Here is a 22627-nt window from a genome sequence, read left to right on the forward strand (position 1 = left end):
AAGGCTCTAGCTTCCTTCATTGCTGCTTTGAAATCCTGCCTCAATGAGGCGACTTCTGATTTCGTCAATGCTGTTGGGTTTTTTGAAGTGCCCAAGCTCGCCTTGCGTGAGGTATTCGATCGGGAATCCAAATTCATTTTGCCACCACTCAGGAAGTTCAGGATGCTTATTTCTAACATGATTCAAAGTTTTTTCTAAAGGTACAAGATCAATATCTTGATAACCTGTTAGAGTAGCTCCTAGTATAACCTTTCCACCATTAGATTCAATATGCCCCTTTAATGCAGCCAATGTTCCGCCCATCGAAACGGTATCATCCAATATTACATAGTTCCTACCAGCCTCTACATAACCATCAAACATTGGTTGGCGGACTATCCTCTCATACGCACTAGCGTTAGTATGATTTGCCTTGACTGTTTGAACAATATCATCTGCAACTTCAAAACCTAAATGACCACTTAATATTTCAGCAAAAACAGCAGGGATTCTATTTTTTCCTAAATGTTCTTGCGCCAATACAGGTGCTAATATAGGTTTTCTATTAAATAGATCAATACCAAATTCAAATATATCCTCATCTTTTAAAACATAATTGATTAAAAGATCATATGCGGAAACTACATTTCCACCTTTTGCCTCAAGATATAGTTTTTCAGATGCCTTGCGCAATGTTCCTGATGGATAAAACACTTTTACTTTTGGAAAATCATTCCAAGGAGTTCTTATAAATTTATTGAACATAAGTGAATGCTAATAATTTCCAAATCAATATTTTACAGTATTTAAATAAAAAAATGTTTTGATTCAACTCACTGATAAATTAAAACTACTACATTAAATATTTAATTTAGGGCGACCGAAATCACCCTTGTTGAAATGCATTTAATACTTCTTCTAAATCATCTTCATCATCATCTTGGGGCTGTGAATTATCTTCAATCCCCATAAATGCCTCTAAAATTCGACAAAGGCGCTGAACGCCGACATCAGCGGGAGGAAACTTTGTGTGATACTCATTCAATGCTTTGATTCTAGGCAAATCCATATGATTACGGATGTAATCGTATTCCTTGCCCGTAGTCATCATTAAATGAGTATAAAGCTCCTCCCAGTCTATTCCCCCGATCCACCTTCTTGGGCTTCTTTATTTTTTAGTCCTGATACTGCCATAACAGCACCCATCACCTCTTCCAGCTGATCCATGTAAATCAAGTCCGCAACATCATCACGACTGATTTCAGGATAATTACGCTTCAAAGATTTATGTGCAACATCGATCACTGTACCCACATCATTTGGCTGAAAGCCTTGTAGTGCTGGTAAAAGCTTTTCAACTGCACCAAGTGACAACGGCGCAAAAACAAAAGGATGACCATCAATTTGAATCATGGTACCGCGTGGATTTTCAATTTCTTTAAATTGCATTGATGATTACTCCGAAGTGTTCCAAGAAAATACGCGATTAAGATTATCTGCCATCGGTTGAAATTCGAATTCTGGAAGATCGTAATCATCCTGTTTAGAGCTAAATCCAAGTTTGTTACTGGTACAACGGAAAAACTCCATGCCCATGAACTTACCTTTATATTCACGCTGTAGGTTCACTGAAAATTCAGGTGTGTAACCCATATCAAGGTTATTGACTAAGCCTGACTTTGCACCTGCCACTGTTGCGGAATATTTAAAGCTAATAAATACAACTTTACCTACATCAGCAGTGGCAAATGTATATGCGCCAGTCGCTTCATCTACACTGTATTGCCCTGCAACTGGTGCTGTAGTAACACGTGTTAATGGGATGGCTTTGGCATCGGTCACACCAAGGTTTTTAACATAGGTGCCTGCATTTGGTACCACAGGTGTAACTGTACCGCCTGTTGCAATTTTTTCACCGTTGATGGTTTGAGTGACCACTTCCAGTCCACCATCTGCAATCACACCACCAAAGAAGATTGAATTGAGTAATGCGCCACTGATACGTCCAATAGTCGCTTTACACTTAATTGAACCTTTTCCACGCGCTGCATCTACAGCAAACTGTCCACGTCCGAATAATTCTTTCATATCGTATGAAATATCAACGGAAGTGTTTTGCATTACTCCAACTTCAACAGGTGTGGGATTGTTTATAGGTTGTCCATAAACATCTAAAATAGGTGTAGCAAAAATTTTGCCCGCACCAAATAAATATTGAGCCATTTATTTTGACCTCTTTAAAATGACAAAACCGCCATTTAGGCGGTCATAATTTAGGTTAATTGTTTAATTGGTTGTTAATATTTGGACAGGAATAATCGCAATCCCTTGTCCATCCAGCATTCCGTCTACACCCTCATAAACCTCAATTGTTCCATCAATCCAACAATGCTCAACCAAGCCATTTAAGGTTTGATATTCACATATCTCTGGAAAATCAGGCTTAATGGCTTCACGAACAGCATCAACAAAGATATTTATTTGTGTTGAAATTGCTTTAACTGGATCAGCTTCGTACACATATAAATACAAGTCAGCACTTAAAATAATCTTAGCGTTCAATCCCTTTACAGGATTTTCAGCTTGATTCCCTTGTGTAACAAACAATGCTGGACGTTGGTCATTATTTACATGGTTGAAATGTTTTAAACGCCGACTAACTGAAACCATTCCTTGAACATTTGAAAGCCGATCAAATAAGGCTTGGTAAATAATTTCACTATCCATTCAAACCTCGCTCAATCGCCTTGTCGATATCTTTGGGCACAATTTTGGCAATTTCATCCAGTGAATCACGCATGAACCGCTTCTCTTTAACATTTACATTGCGACTATGTGCTTTGACAAGAACATCACGTGGGGTGATAGGTCTACCAAAGGCTTGCTTGATATGTCGCATGTGTTCTTTTATACCAATAGATCCAGATAAGCCAAACTCATGGATAAATGCGTATTTAACATGCGCGCCACCCGCTGAGACAATCCCTTCAATCACACCACCAGATTCTTCAACTTTTGAGGCAAGTGAACCACGTAACCGACCAGATTGAACATTCAACCTCTGACCGCTTAGCATGTCTTCTTGCACCATCCTTTGAAGTTTTAAAGTTAATGCTGTGATTGTTCGACGTATTTCAACCTTGACGCGATTATTTTCTTCATTGAGTTGAATGTGAACATCTACAGAATCAACCATAAGTCACCTATTTAGCAGTAACCGCTACAGCTTTTTTAGGTTCTTCAACATAACGAGAGAATTGCAAAGGCTGTAAAGCAAAATAGATATCTTCATTAGATGAAACAATACCGTTTTTCACTTCATAATTTACACCTGAAATCGTAAGAGATTCAGCTTTCCATGTCTCAGGTGCTTGATATTTAAATGACATACCTTTCTCCTAAATAACAAAAGCACCAACACTCAAACTATTAGGATTGGTGCCTTTGTCATCAATCGGGATTGAATTTTTTAATGCCAAATAGCGTTGGCCATAAATGCTTTGGTCATAGAATGTTTCTTTAGATGATCGAGCATAACTCACACTCTGACCAGCGATAGACATACTCGAAGCATTTGAAATAGCTGTGCCATTTGGGTTGGTTTTTTGAACTTTCAGAATATGTGCTGCATATAAACCTACAGCACGCTCTTTCAGCTTCCCGAATTCAATAACAGACACAACAAGTTCAGCTTCTTCTAAAACTTCTGTTATCTCAGTGTCACTTGAATTATAAAGTTGGGAATCTGATTTAAATTTTTCCCGAAACGTCTGCGGATCCATAGCCCACCTTTATTCTTTGGCTTGGGTTAATTTAGCCTGAAGTTGCTCAAGCGTTTCGTCATCAGCGAAAGTTATACCAAGTTCGGTTAATTCAGCCTGAACTGTGGCTAATTCTGCTTCACCAGCCGCTTTCGCTGCATCGGATGCCGCACCTTCAGTCTTTCCTTTGCCAGATGTTTTACCTGCACCTTTGCCAGTTGCTTTTACCACAGCATCTTCAGCAATTTCGGTAACAGTTAAATCACCTGAATCGATCAGATGTTTAGCAAACTTATTTTTAGATAATGCTTTATGTACATCTTCATCAACAGAAGTCGGCACACCAGTAGGTAAAACAGCAAGCCCAGAAAAAACAAAAGCGGCTTGTAAGCCGCTATATAAATATGAATATTTCATAGTGATTTAAACCTTATGCATGATCCAAATAGCGAAGCGAATCAACACGCTTCAACCAAACACCCTGATATTTATAATGACCAGGTACTTTGATATCCAAACCTGCAGGTTGAGCAGCCAAGAAAGAAACATCATCACATTTCATTTGAATACATGATGGATCACGGCGGTAAATCACTGATCGATCTGCGCCAGCGGTACCTTTACCATTTGAACGCCCTAAACCACGAATCGTTAATGTCTTACCTTGTGTGGTAAAAATATTATTTTCTTCGATATATTTAAGAAATGTCTTACCACCTGAATCAGGTACCACACGTGTTGATAAATGCATATATTGGTTTGATGCCATGAGATATGTGTCAGGCTGTACCGATACATCACCATCAAATAGGTTTTCGGAATCAGAAAGGCTGGCATTAAAATCACCAAGAATCTGTTCAATTGTGGCTGTTGCCCAATTATGCTGACCAGTAACAACCGTTACACCTGTCTGATCCAAGAAGCCTTTAACACCAGTTTTGCTATTGCCGTACCATGCAACTTGGCTTAAATGCTTTTCTGCTGCCAAACGTGCTGACTGAACTTTATCGGCTTCTAAGGTCATACCAAGTTTTTGAGCAGCTTCAAGCTCCATAATTGAATATTGATAACCGATCGTACCAACCTTAATTGGCAATGCAACTGTGTCATATTCAACTTCAGCCAATGGGATATCATTGCCAGTACCTGCATAGTCTTTACCGATACCAACGCCCCATTTACGTGAAAGCACCTCACCACCACCAAAGACACCGTTTACAGGCATTACTGGAATATACTTGGCATAGTCCATGACCTGCTCAAGTTGCGGTGTGATTTCGTTTTGTTCTTCAATTTTGACAAAAAGCTGTGCCAATGCATCAAAGTTAAATGCATCACCAATAGCAGCTTGAACAATTTGAGCTACGGGAGTCAATCGTAGCTTCATCTGAGCGAGTTTACTCATAATTTGTTATGCCCCACGTAAACGTACAACAGCCAAACCTTGTGCATTGGAAATCGTCTCCCATGATGCATTAGGCAATTGAGTACCATCTGTAGCAGATGGTGATAAGGAACCTAACGGCGCATCAGTTGTACCGTTGGCGGTTTTGACATAAACATTTGCTGTAATGTCTGTTACAGGTGTTGTGGCTTTTACCCAAAGTGATCCAATTGTCATGGTTGGTACCATGTCAGTGGCTTGGTATGCTTCCTTACCAGCTGAATTCTTCCCAGACTTACCAACACCATGGCGAATAATTACCCCATATTTTTTATTGGTTGCATCTGTCACATTGGAAACTGATTTACCATCAGTATTAATAATGACCACATCACCATCATTGGCCACACCAGCACCCGAAAACGGTAAAGACAAAATATCTTCTGGACCATTTAAACGAGCTTTCATACCAGGTGCAGCATCATATTGTTGAACCATGATGTTCCTTCCTTAAATTGTTTTATATGCAGTCGCTTTGCTATAGCCCTGCTCTTGTTTACCCAAGTTTGGATCCTGATCCCCAACTTTTTGTTGTTGCTGGAAATTAAGAGCATCACCCACTGGATTTGATGGGTTAGTACCTTTTACGGCTGATAAGGCACGGAATACCATATCAACCTGTTCAGGCTTTGCATCACCTACAGTTACACCACCTAGAACCGCTGTCACAAGGCTGTCACCTGTTTTTGATGCAATCACATCACGTTTGATCTGTTCGCATGTACAACCATCAGTTTTGACCGTCGGCAATAATGCTTTAGCATCAGCAATGACCGAAGCACGCTCAGCTGCTGCTTGTTCTAGTTTTTCAGGTGTCATTTGATTTTTTTCCAAATCACCGACTTTCTGTTCAAGTGTTGCTTTGTCTGTATGTAATTGATCAACGACCGCTTGTACTGCAGGTAATTCATCACCGATAGAAAATTGCTTATCGCCCACTTTTAATTTGGCCGCTTTTAAATTTTCCAATTGTTGTTTTTGGATGTTTAAGGCATCCGCTAAAGGCTTGTTATCACCGATATCGAAGCGGATACCATTTACTTCTACTTCCATTATTTTCCCCTTTGGGCTTGGTTTTTGGTCACCGATGCGACAATCACCACCACAGCGACCGTATTTCACCAGTGCCACATGATTGCCAATAAAATTAATAAACTTCGCTTGGTACGGCGTGCCATCAGGTGCAGTACCATTTTCTAAAACAAGAAGTGCTGCGTAACCAAGCGACATTTCAATGCGCTCATTGCTTTGGATCAGATCGATACTAACCTTATCCTTAATAAGCAAATCCCCCACCAAATAATCACCCTCTTGGCGCACGTTCTCACAATAGCCAATGTGATAATCTTTCCAGTTAGAGGCGTTAATCTCATTCTTAGGTGGGTGATAGTCAGTAGCATCCACACCATTAAAACTTGCAACCGATTCAGGCTTAAAAAGTTCATCTGCAGGTGTATAGACGTTAATGTTTTGGTCAGCCGTGAATCCCTCTAATGATGGGAATTCATAGGCGTAGTACTGCCGTACCTGCGGTGCTTTCGCTAAGCGAACATTAACGCATTTCAAATACCCTTCTTTGGTAAATGAGCGTGATGATTCACTTGGCGCAAAGTCACCAATTTTGAGTTGATATAGGATTTTCATAAATTTTTCTCATAAAAAAACCCACCATAATGGTGGGTTCTATTGATATTTAGCTTTATAAAATTTCGGGATTCCATTTTTCAATCCAACCATCTAACTCTTCTTGGAGATGAGGGATAAAAACTACATTCTTTACTGCAACAAGATTATCAATTTTAACCAAATCTTTATCTGTTGATAAATAAGCAACTAAAACATCAGAAATCTTTGCTCGATCTATATGTGCAGATGAAAGTAATTCAATATTCACCTTATCGATTTTGATCACTCTATTTTTTTCTAATAATTCTGCTGAAAACCCTAAAGCCTTAACTGCATCAATCGCTTTGCCTAACCAAGTATCTGAAAAATTATAAAGAGGAACAATTAATACCAGTCTTTGTTCCTTATCGTCCTCTAAGAGTTGAAATGCTTTTTGCAATCCTAACACAGCCATTTCAAAAGCCTGGCGATCTGTCATTCCTATAGCGTATCGTTGCGTCATTGTCATTTTTCCTGATTTGTTACCTATCTCAATAAATACCCACCAATGTGAACATTATTTCGTTTAACTCCATAAAGATTGATCAATTAACCAACTTTTTAGCACTTCAACTTCATTTAATGCATCTTGTTTTGACAGATAGCTACCATCTTCATTTCTGACACGTGAACTTACAAGTAAAGCATCATTTGATGAGTTCTCCATTTTCTCTAAATCATTCTTCAAAACTTGACGTTTTAAATATTTAAACTCAGCTTCTGTTCCGTTAGATGCAATAACTAAAAAATTATCAGGTGTACTAGAGACTTTAAATAAATTAAAGGTCAAAATAAAATTCTCATCCCCTAATTTCACTGGAATTTCAATACTTGCATTTAAGGGTTGCCATGGAGCTTTAAATGTATTGAAGACTTTATCACTAACTAATACGTGTCCATTAAATGAAAGATATTGAGAACCAGCTGTAGTTAAAAAGTTTTGGTTATTAAACAAATAACCATCTTCCTGCCCTCTAAGCCATTCTAAAATTGCTTTTCTAAGTTGTGATTTCATAATTTTATAAATAAAGAATGATAATTATATTTATTGAGGGTAAATTTTTATATTTCAAGTATCTAAACCAAAATATTTTCATAATTTGGCAACGCCACACAACGACAGCGAATTGGTTCACCAGGATGCCCACCGCTTGGCGGTTCATCCCATCGAAAAGTTTTACCATGCTTATGTTGATGATCTGGACGTACTCGATCATCCTTGGCCGTCTGCCATGTATAAGATTCAACACCTAAAGCCAATTGACGTTGCTTATTGATATTAGAATTAATCTTACCCATCTGATCAGACGCAATTAAGCGCGCCCGATACTCCGTAGTTTTACCTAGCTTATGAATTTCTAAAGCAAGCTCTTCATTGGTTTGTCCAGTCTGCAAAGCATTTAAAACCAAAGCTTCCAATTTATCAGCATACTGCTGCGGTATCGATTTAATTAACGATACATTGGCAGCAATACACTGATCTACAGTGGTTTGAATATCACTTGCTTGGTAGAAAGGCGTTAAGTCCACACCAATTGATGATTTAGTATGATTGGCAATTTGACTATCCACTTCTTGCCTTACATCATTTACAACCTTGGTTGCTAATGGCTTGGATGTTTCGGAAACATATCGAACAATTTTATCCCGAATTTTAGAAAACATTTCAGTGAACCAGCTGTCACCAATGTTTTCGCCAATGGTGGGTAAAACAATCTCCTTGGTCTGTTCTTGGCAATAGTGAGCGATCGCTAAAAGTTGTCTTGTGTAATACAACTCAATACGGCGATTTACCTTGATCGGTTTTAATTTCGCCTTTCTACCGCGTTTACTCTTCTTCGCTTGTTGGAGGAATGGCTTTAGGATTTGAATTGTCTTGTTCATTGTCCGTTTCCACCATCGTTTCCAATAACTTAATGTGATCATCATCAATCACAGAATAAACGCCATCAATTTGCAACTGACGTGCGATTTGTGGCTCGGTCAAAATACCCATATCCAAATAACCTTGATCACGTTCTTTGTTATTTTTCTCAACCTCAGAACGGACTTTGGCATCCAATTGCCACAATGGATTAAAAACCACATTCAAACCTGCAAATTGCCGACCAAATGTAGATTGGCAAATCACAGCTAAAAACTTCATTAATGCTGGCTTTACATCCCATATTTGCTTTGTAGCAATTCCGTCATAATAATTACGAGTGTCATGCTCACCAGTAGCATTTAAACCTGCAGGTGACTGCCCAAATAAAATGGTGTAAGGAATATCCGCTGCACCTGAGGTTTGAATCGAAAATTCGCGCATCATTTCAGGCAAGCCACCGAATGTATAAGATTTAGAGTCGTACTCTTCCTCTTTATCCAAAACCAACATGCCGTTTAAGCCTTTAAGCAAACCCACACTTAAAAAACGCTCAGTCACGGCTTTCATATCTTCCTTGATTTTTTCGACAAGGGTTGGTGTACGGATAATATCGATCTTTGCCTCGTGCACTAAGCTTGCTGCACCACGTTTCACACTCGCATGGTCCAATAAGTCGTTATAAACTTCCTGTAAAATGCTTTGTGGTTCTTCATTCACAACATCTGCATGACAAATTTTGATTAACCGGGTGTGATGTATACGCTGTTCGGGTTTCCCATCATCAAAACGTAATTTGTAAAATTCAGGCTGTTTAAGTAATCCACCGCTTTCTTGTGGCGTTAAATACTTAGTTTTATCTGCCGTGACATATTTCTTTTTAATGACAGTAAAAAACTCTAATCGTCCAATTCCAAGCTTTTTAAGCTCAAATGGTTGATCTAAAGTTTTCCCATCTGCTGTACCTAATAAAACGTAAACAACACCATACAGGCGAGATAGAATCAAACTAGACAGTAATATTTTGTTTAGATTGTATTTGTCACAGGCTTCAATCAGTTTTGCCAAGTCATTGCCTTGAATCCCTTCATAAAACCATCCAGCACGAAGCATGTCGCTTGCTGGGCGATTCACAATTCGACGCGCTAACCAATCCTGATATACCGCTTCAAGTTGATCATCTCCAATATCACGGCGCACAAAATGCCCATGTGATGCTTTATCACGTCCTGTGCCGATATTAGACACAAAATTAGTGTAAGCCCCTGCATCGCCGATAGCGTCAGGCTTATTTTTCTTAGCCATAATTTTTCCTAATCAAATACAGTTGGCTTACTTGCAACAGTGTCATTAATCGCATCAATGGTAGGATCCCACTGATCATCATGATCATGTGTCATATCAGCGGTTAATCCTTCTATCTCTTCTACATAGTTCAATAGCCATGGCGCAGATGCTGGCAACATGACCATGCCATCTTCAACATAAAACACTACATCCATTGTGCGTGTGAGTTTATCTATGCTTCGTTGAATGGCTCGGATCGGCAATGTAGTTTGTCGTGAAATGGTTTGAATAAGCGTTGTACCTGAAGCTTTATCTTCAATGGCCATATATCGAAGCTTGCCAATTTCTGTATTGGATTCTTTATACTTATTGATAAATAACTTAGCTTCCTTGATCAGCTCTGGTGCTTCCCACTTACCTCGCTTCACATCAATAATATAAAGTTTACCGTCATGCCCAAGACCACCGCATAAAAATACAGAATAATCATTATGCTCTTTCGTCTTTTGCGCTGTATCAACCCAGATTGCCCGCCATTTAAGAACAGGTAATTTTAGGTAACGTCCAAACCATTCAGCTTTAACCAAATCACCACCCAGTTTTTTAGGTGCTTGCTGATATTGACTGGCAAATGTGTAACGGGAGACAGTGGCTCCGTCTTTATCTTGTCCACCTTGCTCCAACTGCAGTAGAGACTGTAAAGATTCTTTTAATGGCCAATAACTCTGACGACCTTTTTCGTCCCTTTCAAAATCACGCGGGATTTTTCGCTGAATGTTTTCAGGTAGCCGATTTATATAATCATCATCAATCAACGCTGGAATACTGATCTGTTCCCATTCACCAGGAACATTTCCAGTCATCACAAAGTTGGTCGGATCTTCAACATGCAAACGCTGCATGATCAATATGATTGGTGTATCGGAACGCGCTTTACGTGAATTGACCGTATTTAGAATTTTACGGTTTGCTTTGCGTCTTGCAGTTTGGCTAAATGCATCCTCAGGCTTGAGAGGGTCATCAAGAATAATCGCCCCTGTAAATCCCTCATTGGCTAATGTACCAGCACGGCGACCAGTAACCTGACCACCCATTGAAGCTGAATATACATGCCCTGCATCGTAACCATCTACGGTAGTTTTCCAACTTGATTTTGCATCTGTACTAGTGGAAATTTTAACTGGCCATAACCCTTGAAAATCCTCTGACTTTACAATGTTACGTGCTGTTGCTGAAACATCCTCAACCAATGACTGAGAAAATGATAAATATAAAAATCTTGATCGGGCATTTCTAGCAATACCACGGGCAATAAGATTTGTTAAAAGTTCAGTTTTACCACTACCGGGTGGGACATTAATAACTAGGTTCTTAACATTACCAGCTATAACCTCGTCAATCTTGTCAGCAATATATTCATGATGCCAATTGACCGAAAATTTAAACCCCATCCTCGGTAAGAAAAAACGGCGTGTGAAGAACAAATGTTCTCTTTCACAACGCTCCCTTTCCATTTGCATTTCTAGCAAACTAGTATTTACTTTCGAGTTCATCCCACACCTGCTTTATCATTTCAGGTGTTGCCGTTACATATGTGGTATTTTCACTTTGAAGTGGTCCACCGCCCGCACCAGTCAATTCTGTTTTATTGGTGTATTTGCCACCTACATCTTCAGCAGCTTGTTTGAGAATATTTAAAGCAGCTACACGATTCTTAGAATGCTTCTGATATTGATTTTCTAATCGTCGAAGTCGTACAGCCAAATTGGCTATAGGAATACTTTCAGGTTTACCTAAAAACATTTCACGCGTCTTTTCGAAATCTTTCTTCAGTTCTTCACTAAGATTTTCACCTGATCGCTTTGTTGGGTCGTATTTCTCACATTGCTGCTTAGTAACTTTTATTCCGAAATCTTGGTGGACGAGCTCCACAGTTTCTGATGGTGTGTTAAACACAGCAAGTGACCTAACTATATAGAGCTTAACCTCTTTTTTTAGAGCTGCCATAAATCATCATCCGTCCACTAACGTCCACCTAAAATTTCAACTAAAATTCTTTGCTCAATAAGATGAAAATCGAAACACCAATGTTTTGTTGATTCAAATTGGAATAGTTTCTCATATTTAATTTTGAATACATTCAGCGGTTGCTCAAAGTCTTCAAGTGCTTCTATGTATGCTTTTTTTGCCTTAAGTAAAGGTCTTGATCTTGGTTTTGTTTTAATTTCCGATTTCTTAGTGAGCTTTTTGTATTGAGATGGATCATAAATGTCACCCAATAAAAAACCTCCCGAAGGAGGTTGGTTTAATTTATGAAAATATTAAAAACATACATTTGCATCTCTATCCACCTTGTCATGAAAACGACATAAGTTTACTGAGATTTGAAATGTAAAAAGATAAGAAAAGAATTGATTCAAAGATCTAACATGTTGTTTGATATCAAGTACTATTCTTGGTAAAGAATAAGCTTTATCTAATTGAACTATATAACCTTTTTCATGCGGAGCATATTTACCATTACTATCTATTGGTAAATGAAATAAGTTGGTAATTTTATATTGCATTAAATTTTGATTAAAACTTTTAAGCTCATCTTCCGTAGCTCCCTCTCTTCTTAAAAGGGCCTCATATTTTTCCAAGCTTATTACTGGAGCTAATAGGCAATCTAAAGGAATTCTTCTTGAATTAGCTACATCAATATCACACGTATTACTTAAAATAATACATTGTGGTACGACTGCTGTGCATAATTGATTATTTTTCCAATAAGAAAAGGGTACATTTCTTACAAGATCCCCTTGTAAGAAATACTCATTTTTAAAAGGGCTAAATGGGTCTTGAGTAATTCTTTCGTTTTGTACGAAATCCTTTAAAGCTGCATCTAAATTCTTCCTTGTAGCATCAGTTAAGTAATTAGGAAGTAATCGAGAAAACTTATCAGTAGCAACCACTCTAAGACCCTATATAATCAGAATAAATCTAGTATGTTATCTGATAGGATTTTAGCAAATTTTTCATTTAAAGGCTTTGAATCTTTTGATATTTTTTCAAAAACTTGAATCATCAGATTATCCGTTTCATGAATATTAAACTGATTGGATAAAACTACAGATGAAAAAGTTTGAGAAGTCTTATTTAAATCAATCTGTGGTGTTTTATACAATGCTTCATAATTACTAGGCATACTATGATTAGCATAAGTGCTAATAGATGCACCACCCAAAGCTGTTGCAAATATTACGCCAGTTAGAGTTGGAGTAATTGAAGCACGAACATTCAAACTGCTCATAAATATCTCCTAATTTTTATTTTGATAAATTGTTGAGTAGATTTGCTTTGCTTTAGTATGCAAAATTTCTAGACCTTCTAAAAAATCAGCATCTACATTTTCTGAACCACTTATTCCTTTATTGCTAATCACATCGATAATAAATAATGTTCCTGCTAATCTCCTAGTTTCGCCAGTAATATCACTTCTATTTTCAAGCTCTACATGTGAAGATATATCAGTAATGCTAATGAAATCACCTTCTTTAATTTCGGTTTTCAAGGAGAGTTTTTCACTTTCATTTAAATCTTTATTACCAATCTTTAATGAAATATTTAGGTCCTTTAGGGCCAATTCCGTTGGAATTAGATTCGTATATTTCAACGAAAATCTTTGAATTTCATTAACTTTATCTTTTCTTTTTAAAATTTCAATAATTTGTAAAGGAATTTCTTTGAAGTCACACCATCCTTTATATTGAGAATCTAATGTGTTCATTAATACAATTAGTGCGCCATCAGAAATCCATAGAGAAAATAATGAATAGTTAACTCTATATGATGGAACGTAATAAAACTCTTGTTGTTGAGCCTTTAACTCAGCAGGAAATTGCAAGCCATCAGCATGAATAATACTTAAATGATTGCCGAATACTTGGTTAATCGCTATCAATAATTCCGTAGCAAAATTATTTTTAGGTGCGAACCTAACTTCGAAAACCACTTCTATTAGTGGACTTGATGACATGAAATTACCTTTAAAATTCATTCTTAATACTATGCGAACTTAGTCAAAACCTAAAAAGTTCTCAGAGAAATAGTTATAGTAGCCTTTAGACTATATTAGGCAATATTAGACATTTATAAAATCAGTGTCAACTTAGATAAATTAATAAAGTCAAAGGATAAAAAAATATAAAGCGTCAAATTCTGTCGAGAAGCGTCATCAATCTGTTGTTATTTGGCTTTTATAAGTGTAATGCAACTAAGCCTGCACCACCTTCCCACACTTCCTACACTCTCTCACTGTGAAGAAATCTGAATATTCCCAAACGTGTCGGCAGAGGATTTGTTTTATTACCTTCATTTTGTCACCCAAAATATCAAAACATTTCCATTCAAAATCATATCCTTATGAAACATTTTTAAATAAAAATGTCAAAGGTTTTGGCAACAAAAAAGCCCACATTTCTGTGAGCCTCTTCTGACTTAACTGATTCACTTTGCATTTTGTCTATGCGCTAATACCCACTGAATCTAGGGGGTTGGGGTTGTCCTTTCATTGTTCCCGTCACCATCTCGTAAATTGCTAAGGCACTTGGACATTCGAGAATATCTTGTTAGTCGTGTCGTCTACTTACAACTTGCACGACTATAACAGAAATATGCCATATGCTTTGATCAAGGTCAAGAATCATTTGGATGCCAAAATCAAACCGTATTACAAGTTTAACCAATGAATACAAAGAGCATCTCTTGGATACTTGCCCAGTTAATCACAATACCCCTTTAATTCTCTGACTAATACTCTCTATAAAACCATTCAATTTTTTCAGTTCATCACTCTTATTAAACAGTACAGATAATTTCGAAAGATTCTCTTTTGTAAGAAGTCTGTTCCCATAAGTACAAAACTCTTTCAACTCACGCAAATTATGGTCGTATAGCCGTAAATCCTTAACAAGGTTTTTAAATACATCATTAGGCATACCCGCAGGATCTCTTATCTCCCGATGTATCTTTTCAAAATATGCTTTTAACTTTTCAGCTTTATGCCAATTTGCTACGATATCAAAATGCTCAATCACGGCGACAGTAACAATTTTGGTATCACTTACATAACTCTTATTCATACCTTCATTAAAAATTTCTTCGATCTCTCGCTCTTCCTCAGTCTTAAATCTTTCTTCAGTTATCACACCATTTGAAGAAACTCTACTTCGAATTACTTGAAGCATCCAATAATCAAATGCTTCACCATTGAACCCCTTTACGGCTTTTTGAATATCAATAAAAGTTAATGGTCCTGATTGAAGCAATACGTTTTCAAAAGTCTGTTTAAGTTCAGGCAACTTTGTAAATGTATCTTTAATAAATTGATGTTGTTCTGCACGTTCTCTTTGGCTTTTGAACTCACGTTCTTTATTTGTGAAATCCACACCAAAATTATTCTTACCGCATTTATTCCCAATAATGATTTCCTTGCCATTCGATAAGGTCACAACGTACCCCATTAAATGTTTAGTGCCACATTGAGCAATTCCACATTTCACACGTTCTTTTAACTGGTAATGTGCAACAAGCTCTTTGAGCTTAATTCCATCTTCCTGTTTAGAAATGACCGCAGACTCTATAAAATTTGGACGAGTTAAAATTTCGTTAAAATCATGAATCTGTTTAAATTGTTGTTCTGACATTTTTCCCCCTTGTAATTTTAGTGGGTATATTCAAATTAATTGTAAGGATTAGCCCTGCTCAAGCAAGGCTGAGTCCTGATTACTTTGGAAAATATTTATTCTGATATTCCTCTCGATCTACATCAAACAGGTTTGCCCAGCTTTCAGCATGACAACGAGCAACATGAGCCAGCTTCTTAATATCTCCATGTTTATCTGCTTTTTCTTCAATAACTTTGCACATGACATTGAGCTGTTCAGCAACATCACTGGCATAAGAAATTAGCTCAATCATGTGCTTCAGATCAGCTTCAATCACAGCTACAGGTTCTTTGATGGTTATATTCATTCCCCTGCTCCCTGTTGTTTTTCTAAGTAAGCATTTCCAACCATACCTAATCGTACTTTAGCTTGTTCTGCCAGCTGTAACATATCTTTTAGATATTCAATACAATTAGCTGAGCAATCGAGTAACTGTAAAAATGCTTCCGCACCTTCTTCACTATGGATTGTAGGTTCTAATAACTCATCGAATGACTTGGTTAATGATGCCAATGTCAACCGGCGCATCATGCCGACTTCATCAGTTTCATATTGCTGGATCTGTTCAAAGCTCAGTAAAGCAGCAAAGTTGATATTGCGATGTATTTGAGTCATACTGTTCATCGTTAATATTCCTTAATGTTAGCAATCCAAAAGCCCTTGATTCCGCCAAGTTTCGTGAGGGCTTTTTTATTGTTTGAATTAATCATTTTTATTACCTAATAATTTAGAAAGTCGAGTTAGTCCTTTTGGTGTAACTCTTACTTGCTCTGTGATTTTGCTTGAACCATCTGGCATTTGGATATCTCGTACTTTATGTTCTAAATAACCGGCTTTAATCTTTTCCTGATAACCAACCCAGTGTTTACTACCTGTCCGTTTATAGATCCAGTCATTCAGATTTAGCCACTTGTTAAATTTGTGTGGTTCTTGCTGTAAAGTCTTAGCTGCATCCGTTAAGCACAAACTTCCATCTGCTGTTGCAATTCGGTCAAAGGCATCAATAGTTGGTTGCATAACTTCAACTTTCTGTTCAAGTTCAACCATTTTCTCTGAGTACCCGAGTAGTAAGCCACGTAAAATATTTGGGTCCGACAGTGCCTGCATCGGATCAACAGGTTTTACCACTTGTGCTTCAAGTTCTTGCCAACGGTCTACCAAACGAGCCGTAAACTCTGGGCAAAGTTGAGCAACTACGATGATGCTGTCACGTTTGCCTTGTTCTCCACTGAATTTATATACTTGAGTTGTGCGAATACGCCCCATAGCATCTTTAGATTGTTCATCCTCAATTTGAGGTTGGACAATAACATCTGTATTTAAAAGACTTTCGATAGTGCGTTTAACATTGTCGTGGCGTTTCTCAACAAGTTCAGCAATTTCTAAACTATTCATAGATTGTGTTTGCAAAGGTACAATTGCATTCATGTTTTATCTCCTTCTTGAGCAATTAATAACTTAACAGCCTTATTAATTAAATAATTCATTGAACGTTCATCACGCTCACCTTTCGCCTTGAGTTGCTTATGTGAATCAACTTCCAAGCGGACTTTTACATATACAGATTCTTTAGATTTCATTTTGATTTCCATTCTTGATAGGTTCACTGACACCTTTTGGTTGGTTTTTAGGATATAATCCTTGCTGTATTAATGCGTTTATAAGTAAATGTTTGAACTGTCCACGAGTAGTACGGTTCTCGCGTTTTGCTGCTTGTTTGACGATATCTGCAATTTCGTCATCAATTGAAAAAGTATACATTTATTATCATTACCTCTCGTATTTGATAATTTATGATAGGTTAAGATAGGTTTTATAACTTGTCAATAAGTGAGACTAACTTTATGGAAAATTCTTTTAGCGAACGCTTAAAACATTTGCGTGCAAAAATGAATTTATCTCAACAACAATTAGCTGATCATGTTGGACTAAGCCGAAAACAAATATCTGATTATGAAGTGAAAAATAGTATTCCTCGTTCTGTTACTATTCACAAATTAGCGGAATTCTTAGGTACTACACCTGAGTTTCTACTTAAAGGCGAAAATTCAGGAACAAATGAATATTTAGTCGTTCCTATGGCAGGTGAGATATATGAAAAATTAAAACGAATTGCTCTTTTGAAAAATCGAAGTATTGAAGATGAAGCACAAGACTTATTAAAAGAAGCCTTAGTTAAAGAAGCTAGAGAAATAATTAATACTGATAAAGATGATTTGTCATCAGATATATTGGAACGAATTACTCGTCTTGAAAATTGGATTAATGATATTGATAAAAACAATCCCAAAAAGTAAGTCACTGCTGACTTATTTGTTAAAACTATAGTCTCCATAAAAAACCCATCTTGCTGTTAGGATGGGTTTATTACATCAAAAATACTAAGGTGTCATACAAGTGTCATATATAAATTAATTTGTGACACATAAAAGGCTTCTTGAACTATCTCATGTGTCACATATGTGTGACATATAATTAATTACTTGTTTTTTTTGGGATTAATTTTATTTGTAATAGCAATTATTCTTTTAGCAAGATTGGTCAAATCTAATGTTTTAACAGATCGTACTTCGTAGCCCCTTTCAGATAAAAGTTGCTCTACTGATTTACTGTGCGATTCGACGTATTTACCATTTACATAGATTTCTTCCCACAATTCAAAAGCAAGTTTCAATTCTGGCGCATGATTGGGATGATCTGGCTGAAGAACAGGGTGTTTGTTTATATGTTCGGCAAATGTACTGGGTTTTTCTTGAGGGACAACATCTCTAACTTCTTTCAATTTAGGATGCATGTCATACCATTCATCACTAAATATTTTAGGTTGGGACTCTCTATAATTTCGTAAAGTATCATTTACCTCTTTTATATTTAAATCGCCATAATTAGCCGAACCAAAGACCTTATTGCCAGAGCAGATATTAACTTTTAAATCATTTAAAGCTTTAAAATTATAAAGGCTATTTATTTCAATATTAATATGCCCTAATTCACACATCAAATCATCATCGTATCCATTTTCAAATCTTGTGCTATTAAACTTTTTATCACTTAAAATATTTAAAATGTGATGTACAGCCTTTGTAGAGCTATATGCATCTAAAGCGATGCAATTTATTTTATTAATATTAACATATACTATAGTTTGACTTTCAAATTCATTCAAAAGTAGAAATGTAGATAACTCATAAATTAACATATCAAATGTATGGCAAAAATCCTCAATAAGATATACAAGTGAACAAAACTTATCATTATTACTTTTCAATAAATCAGATACATATAAATTTTTATTATTTGTTTTTTCTAATACATTTGGTTGCTTTTGTAATTGCTTTATTTCATATTTCAATTTTTCATTTTCTTTTAATAGATGATCTTGTTGCTGATTAGGTAGCTTGAACAATATAGTAGATTCAAAATATTGAATATCTCTATCTTGGGATAAAAAAAGATCTGATAATATTTTAGTATCAAAAATTGTGATATGAAGTAGTTCATAATCACTTGCAGAAAAATCATTACTTACACTTATTTTTTTCAGTATAGAGTGAACAGATGGATTGTCCTTATCGATGTTCATGGGATTATGTAATGATTCTATAATCCTTAAAATATTTTCTTCTTGTTCTTTTCTTAAAAATCCATCTTTAACATAAATATAAGAAAATATAAAATCCCCAATAATTTTTGTACTTTTCAAATAGTGATTTGATATTAATAAGATTAAATCAAAAAGTGATATCTGTTTTGCTCTTTTAATTTCTGGAAGAATGTTGTTATTCCAATAAGATAAGTACATTTCTGTAGGTTTGGAATCTATAACATTGGACCTTCCACCTATACTTGATACTTCTACTATTTGAGTCGGAGTAAGTATATCTTTAAGTTCTTGGAATTGAGTTAGATCAGATCTTTTCCAATAATATTTTTCTCCTTTTAACTTGACATCATCAAGAATTCCCTCTTTATCTTTATTCAGATCATTTATTTCATAAATTAATTCTTCAATTATATCTTGCATAACAGCATACATTCCATGTAATAGATATACCTCATTTATTTGATAGAATGCATTTAAATGATAAAGCTTTAACGTACCTGTATGAGCATTTATATGGCCTAGGTATGCCCCTATTTCTGCATAACTATTTGTATGACTTAACAATTGAATCAGCTTCCACACCCCAATATATGTATCGTTAATATGTTTAGCTTTCTCATCCAACAATCCCATACATCTTATTCCAATTCATTGAAATCTAAACCCTAAATATACCCCAACTCACCCCACTTGTGGGGTAGAATTTTAAGGTAAGGTGATGTATTGTTTGAGGGTGGTTTTTTTGAAAAAGAATTAGACAACCTCTTAGTTAAAATTTAAAAATTCAATACTTTAGACCCTAAAATTTAAGAGTAATTATTGGAATTTATTATGATTCTGGATCGCAAACTTCAACTTGAATTACTTACTAAACTTAGTACAACATACCCAAAGCATTATGAATTAGATAAAGATTACTTATTTAAATCAGAAAAATACGAAAAAGTGATCATAAATTTATATTATCTTATGCAACATGGACTAGTTGAAAATAAAAGTTTAATGAAAACAACTGGGTTTGGTGGAAATTTTGGTCTGCAGTTTGAGCTACCAACCATTACACATAAAGGTATGGATTTTCTTGCTGATGATGGCGGTCTTTCAGCAATCTTAAATGTGGTGACTGTAAAATTTGAAGCTACTACTTTAAAAGCAATTTTAGCAAATCATATCCATCATTCCGATTTACCAGAAGAGAAGAAGAAAACAATGCTAGATACTCTCGATGAACTACCAGCAGAAAGTATTAAACACTTAACAACTAAGCTACTTGATGCCGGACTAGAAAACATACCGAGTGCAATTTTAATAATTTCTTCGTATTTAGGTTTATTTTAAAATTAAAAAGATGAACGTTCCGAGTTGCTCCAAACTTCGATGAAACCGGATTTAGGATCTTTAGGAATTAGGGTATCTTCATTAAATATAAACTGCTTTTGTTCATTTTCAACAAACCAAACGCATTCAACGTTCCCGCGCTCTTCAATCAATCTATTTATTGTCATTGCAGGACTACCTGATTTTAAATAGACAACATCTCCAATATTAAATTTACCCATATAATTATCTCTTGAAATTTTGACTTTTAGAAGATACCACTATACCCAACCATAATACAATGTGAAGTGATATAATTTAATTAAAATCCTATCTGAATTAGATCCACATCATAAACATAAGCTATTGATTATTTTGATTACTTCTAAGCATTGAAATAATATTTTTAACACGTCTCAATAAATCATCATAAGTCATAATATCTAAAACATTAGAGTATTTTCTTCTAATAAATTCAAAATCAAATTTATGCTTATCACTAAAATTATTATCTCTACCTAGAATTATCATTGCCTTAGGGTTTACTACCTTAATACTTAATCCACTTGGCAATTTATCCTTATACTTATCATTTATTGTACGCTCACCACTGGCACCCCATTTATTCAAATGAAATATATATTTCTCAACTTGCACAATTGAACCAGACAATTCATTTTTGGGTACATAATTATCCCTATAAAGTCTAGAAGTCAAAATTGCTTTTTCAAACGGTTTTTTTATTTCAACAATATCAATATTACCATTACAATCTATTAATGAAAAATCTATTTTTCTAGTTATGTCTCTTTTAGAATCGGTATAAAAATCCTTCACATTTAACTCTTTTATAACTTTAATATACTTTGGAAATATCAAAAGTAATAGATCTAATATTTTATCTTGCCAAACATTTTCTGAATATGACTCAGCCTCATTTAACATTTCAATCAATTCGTCATAGATAAACTCATATTTTTTAATTTCATATCCTTTAAAAGTATCTCTGATATATAAACTATTATCAGATTCTCGTCTAACAATTCTATTTTCAAGGTTTGACTTCAATCTTTTTTCAGCTTCAGACAGCCCTCCAAAATAATCATTGATTTCTCTTAATATTCTTATACGAGAATAATATTTTAGTTCTGTTGTATTAGGAAAGTTTTTTATTAAATTATTAAAATCCTCAATAGAAATAGCATCTTCTTTTTCACCACCAATAATAATTTCCTTACCATTCAATGCATCATCAATTTTTCTAAATATAGAAATATTATATGAAGCTATAAAGTTTTTTTTGGTAAAATTAAAATCCTTATAAATTAACAAATCATGACTAATTCCTAAAATATCTCTATCAATTGTATAATAATCATCATTAAGATTACCAAAAACAAACTTTATGCATTGATCTTCCTCATTAAACTTATCTAATTTACTAAAGGAAAAAACTCTATTAATAGTTACACTTCCTGTTGAGCTAAGTTTCTCATCTACCGGTAATCCCCCCTCAAAATAATTGAACTCAAAAGTAGAAAATCGAATAATCCTGTTCAAGGAGATTTTTTATGAAAACATCTAAATATTCAGATAGCTTAATCATGAGTATTTTAAAACAAGCTGAATCAGGAACACCTGTGCCTAACTTATGCCGTGAACATGGTATGAATTCCGCTACATTTTATAAATGGAAAGCGAAATATGGAGGTATGGATATTTCAATGATGACACGACTTAAAGAATTAGAGGCTGAAAATGCTCGTCTGAAACGTATGTATGCTGACGAACGCCTTAAAGCAGATATTCTTCAGGATGCACTGTCAAAGAAGTTATAAAGCCTGTACAACGTAAATCTCTTGCTCAGCGAGCCGTTGAACAATTCAAGATTTCAGTGAGTAAAGCTTGCTTCATCTTTCAACTTAGTCAAACCTGTTATCGTTATAAAGCTCAATTAGATGAGCAAAATAAGATGATTGCAGACTGGCTACTGAAGCT

Annotated in this window: 32 protein-coding genes and 2 pseudogenes; 3 read left to right on the plus strand and 31 right to left on the minus strand. The window is 35.6% G+C overall.

Going from position 1 to position 22627, the window contains the following annotated elements:
- Positions 1-6 precede the first annotated feature (6 nt).
- The 28 genes and pseudogenes from F938_RS05695 to F938_RS05825 form a co-directional block, all read right to left on the minus strand.
- Positions 7-744 carry a phosphoribosyltransferase gene (locus F938_RS05695; RefSeq protein WP_005030185.1) on the minus strand — a complete coding sequence of 246 codons (738 nt, stop codon included), beginning with the start codon at positions 742-744 and terminating at the stop codon, positions 7-9.
- 121 nt (positions 745-865) lie between these two features.
- Positions 866-1090 (minus strand): hypothetical protein, encoded by a 225-nt coding sequence (locus F938_RS05700; protein ID WP_005030186.1) that lies wholly within the window; start codon positions 1088-1090, stop codon positions 866-868.
- 26 nt (positions 1091-1116) lie between these two features.
- Positions 1117-1428, minus strand: coding sequence for a hypothetical protein (locus F938_RS05705; protein WP_005030188.1), 312 nt, complete (start codon positions 1426-1428; stop codon positions 1117-1119).
- Between the two features lie 6 nt (positions 1429-1434).
- Complete coding sequence (locus F938_RS05710; protein ID WP_005030190.1) at positions 1435-2202, minus strand: hypothetical protein; 768 nt, start codon at positions 2200-2202, stop codon at positions 1435-1437.
- A gap of 63 nt (positions 2203-2265) precedes the next feature.
- Positions 2266-2706, minus strand: coding sequence for a hypothetical protein (locus F938_RS05715; RefSeq protein ID WP_005030191.1), 441 nt, complete (start codon positions 2704-2706; stop codon positions 2266-2268).
- On the minus strand, positions 2699-3175 hold the full coding sequence (locus F938_RS05720) for a hypothetical protein (protein WP_005030192.1): 477 nt from the start codon (positions 3173-3175) through the stop codon (positions 2699-2701). The genes F938_RS05715 and F938_RS05720 overlap by 8 nt, the downstream gene beginning before the upstream one ends.
- Before the next feature lie 7 nt (positions 3176-3182).
- Positions 3183-3368, minus strand: a complete 186-nt coding sequence (locus tag F938_RS05725; protein ID WP_005030193.1) for a hypothetical protein — start codon at positions 3366-3368, stop codon at positions 3183-3185.
- A gap of 9 nt (positions 3369-3377) precedes the next feature.
- Positions 3378-3761 carry a DUF4054 domain-containing protein gene (locus tag F938_RS05730; RefSeq protein WP_005030195.1) on the minus strand — a complete coding sequence of 128 codons (384 nt, stop codon included), beginning with the start codon at positions 3759-3761 and terminating at the stop codon, positions 3378-3380.
- Positions 3762-3770: 9 nt separating this feature from the next.
- Positions 3771-4157 carry a hypothetical protein gene (locus F938_RS05735; protein ID WP_005030196.1) on the minus strand — a complete coding sequence of 129 codons (387 nt, stop codon included), beginning with the start codon at positions 4155-4157 and terminating at the stop codon, positions 3771-3773.
- Between the two features lie 13 nt (positions 4158-4170).
- On the minus strand, positions 4171-5145 hold the full coding sequence (locus F938_RS05740) for a DUF2184 domain-containing protein (protein WP_004682565.1): 975 nt from the start codon (positions 5143-5145) through the stop codon (positions 4171-4173).
- A 6-nt stretch (positions 5146-5151) separates the two neighbouring features.
- Positions 5152-5622, minus strand: coding sequence for a structural cement protein Gp24 (locus tag F938_RS05745; protein WP_004682567.1), 471 nt, complete (start codon positions 5620-5622; stop codon positions 5152-5154).
- A 12-nt stretch (positions 5623-5634) separates the two neighbouring features.
- Positions 5635-6828 carry a DUF2213 domain-containing protein gene (locus F938_RS05750; protein WP_005030197.1) on the minus strand — a complete coding sequence of 398 codons (1194 nt, stop codon included), beginning with the start codon at positions 6826-6828 and terminating at the stop codon, positions 5635-5637.
- Between the two features lie 55 nt (positions 6829-6883).
- Complete coding sequence (locus F938_RS05755; protein WP_005030199.1) at positions 6884-7312, minus strand: hypothetical protein; 429 nt, start codon at positions 7310-7312, stop codon at positions 6884-6886.
- 63 nt (positions 7313-7375) lie between these two features.
- Positions 7376-7864, minus strand: coding sequence for a hypothetical protein (locus F938_RS05760; RefSeq protein WP_005030201.1), 489 nt, complete (start codon positions 7862-7864; stop codon positions 7376-7378).
- A gap of 62 nt (positions 7865-7926) precedes the next feature.
- Positions 7927-8733 carry a phage head morphogenesis protein gene (locus F938_RS05765; RefSeq protein ID WP_005030203.1) on the minus strand — a complete coding sequence of 269 codons (807 nt, stop codon included), beginning with the start codon at positions 8731-8733 and terminating at the stop codon, positions 7927-7929.
- Positions 8678-10018, minus strand: coding sequence for a DUF1073 domain-containing protein (locus F938_RS05770; RefSeq protein WP_005030205.1), 1341 nt, complete (start codon positions 10016-10018; stop codon positions 8678-8680). Before F938_RS05770 ends, F938_RS05765 begins: the two co-directional genes overlap by 56 nt.
- Positions 10019-10026: 8 nt before the next feature.
- A complete protein-coding gene (gene terL / locus F938_RS05775) occupies positions 10027-11553 on the minus strand; it encodes a phage terminase large subunit (RefSeq protein ID WP_005030208.1) in 1527 nt (508 codons plus the stop codon).
- Positions 11531-12007 carry a DUF2280 domain-containing protein gene (locus F938_RS05780; protein WP_005030210.1) on the minus strand — a complete coding sequence of 159 codons (477 nt, stop codon included), beginning with the start codon at positions 12005-12007 and terminating at the stop codon, positions 11531-11533. The genes terL and F938_RS05780 overlap by 23 nt, the downstream gene beginning before the upstream one ends.
- Positions 12008-12030: 23 nt before the next feature.
- Positions 12031-12270: pseudogene (locus F938_RS05785) on the minus strand (hypothetical protein); the annotation flags it as partial.
- 51 nt (positions 12271-12321) lie between these two features.
- A complete protein-coding gene (locus F938_RS05790; protein WP_005030214.1) occupies positions 12322-12954 on the minus strand; it encodes a hypothetical protein in 633 nt (210 codons plus the stop codon).
- Positions 12955-12971: 17 nt separating this feature from the next.
- The gene (locus tag F938_RS05795) at positions 12972-13292 is read right to left on the minus strand and encodes a hypothetical protein (RefSeq protein WP_005030216.1); all 321 of its coding nucleotides are present in this window, start codon (positions 13290-13292) and stop codon (positions 12972-12974) included.
- 9 nt (positions 13293-13301) lie between these two features.
- Entirely contained in the window at positions 13302-14018 is a 717-nt protein-coding gene (locus F938_RS05800) for a TIGR04255 family protein (RefSeq protein ID WP_005030219.1), read from the minus strand.
- A 748-nt stretch (positions 14019-14766) separates the two neighbouring features.
- Positions 14767-15687, minus strand: a complete 921-nt coding sequence (locus tag F938_RS05805; protein WP_005030221.1) for a hypothetical protein — start codon at positions 15685-15687, stop codon at positions 14767-14769.
- Positions 15688-15766: 79 nt separating this feature from the next.
- The gene (locus tag F938_RS05810; RefSeq protein ID WP_005030223.1) at positions 15767-16015 is read right to left on the minus strand and encodes a hypothetical protein; all 249 of its coding nucleotides are present in this window, start codon (positions 16013-16015) and stop codon (positions 15767-15769) included.
- Positions 16012-16332 (minus strand): hypothetical protein, encoded by a 321-nt coding sequence (locus F938_RS05815; RefSeq protein WP_005030225.1) that lies wholly within the window; start codon positions 16330-16332, stop codon positions 16012-16014. The genes F938_RS05810 and F938_RS05815 overlap by 4 nt, the downstream gene beginning before the upstream one ends.
- A 78-nt stretch (positions 16333-16410) precedes the next feature.
- On the minus strand, positions 16411-17136 hold the full coding sequence (locus tag F938_RS05820) for a phage antirepressor KilAC domain-containing protein (protein WP_005030226.1): 726 nt from the start codon (positions 17134-17136) through the stop codon (positions 16411-16413).
- On the minus strand, positions 17133-17288 hold the full coding sequence (locus tag F938_RS24110; protein WP_005030229.1) for a hypothetical protein: 156 nt from the start codon (positions 17286-17288) through the stop codon (positions 17133-17135). Before F938_RS24110 ends, F938_RS05820 begins: the two co-directional genes overlap by 4 nt.
- Complete coding sequence (locus F938_RS05825) at positions 17278-17469, minus strand: hypothetical protein (RefSeq protein WP_005030231.1); 192 nt, start codon at positions 17467-17469, stop codon at positions 17278-17280. The genes F938_RS24110 and F938_RS05825 overlap by 11 nt, the downstream gene beginning before the upstream one ends.
- A gap of 83 nt (positions 17470-17552) precedes the next feature.
- Here F938_RS05825 and F938_RS05830 point away from each other — a divergent pair, with 83 nt between their 5' ends.
- Positions 17553-18005 (plus strand): helix-turn-helix domain-containing protein, encoded by a 453-nt coding sequence (locus F938_RS05830; RefSeq protein ID WP_005030234.1) that lies wholly within the window; start codon positions 17553-17555, stop codon positions 18003-18005.
- Between the two features lie 182 nt (positions 18006-18187).
- Here the strand turns inward: F938_RS05830 and F938_RS24670 are convergent, their stop codons facing one another.
- Positions 18188-19945, minus strand: coding sequence for a hypothetical protein (locus F938_RS24670; RefSeq protein WP_005030236.1), 1758 nt, complete (start codon positions 19943-19945; stop codon positions 18188-18190).
- A 198-nt stretch (positions 19946-20143) separates the two neighbouring features.
- On the opposite strand from F938_RS24670, the gene F938_RS05845 reads away from it, so the two are divergent.
- Positions 20144-20650, plus strand: coding sequence for a hypothetical protein (locus F938_RS05845; protein WP_005030238.1), 507 nt, complete (start codon positions 20144-20146; stop codon positions 20648-20650).
- Between the two features lie 2 nt (positions 20651-20652).
- Here F938_RS05845 and F938_RS05850 read toward each other — a convergent pair whose 3' ends face one another.
- Entirely contained in the window at positions 20653-20871 is a 219-nt protein-coding gene (locus F938_RS05850; RefSeq protein WP_005030241.1) for a YodC family protein, read from the minus strand.
- Between the two features lie 121 nt (positions 20872-20992).
- On the minus strand, positions 20993-22189 hold the full coding sequence (locus F938_RS05855) for a Shedu immune nuclease family protein (RefSeq protein ID WP_005030243.1): 1197 nt from the start codon (positions 22187-22189) through the stop codon (positions 20993-20995).
- An 11-nt stretch (positions 22190-22200) separates the two neighbouring features.
- Here F938_RS05855 and F938_RS24980 point away from each other — a divergent pair.
- Positions 22201-22627, plus strand: a pseudogene (locus tag F938_RS24980) (transposase); the annotation flags it as partial.

Source organism: Acinetobacter bereziniae LMG 1003 = CIP 70.12 (assembly GCF_000368925.1).
In the GTDB taxonomy this organism is placed as follows: domain Bacteria; phylum Pseudomonadota; class Gammaproteobacteria; order Pseudomonadales; family Moraxellaceae; genus Acinetobacter; species Acinetobacter bereziniae.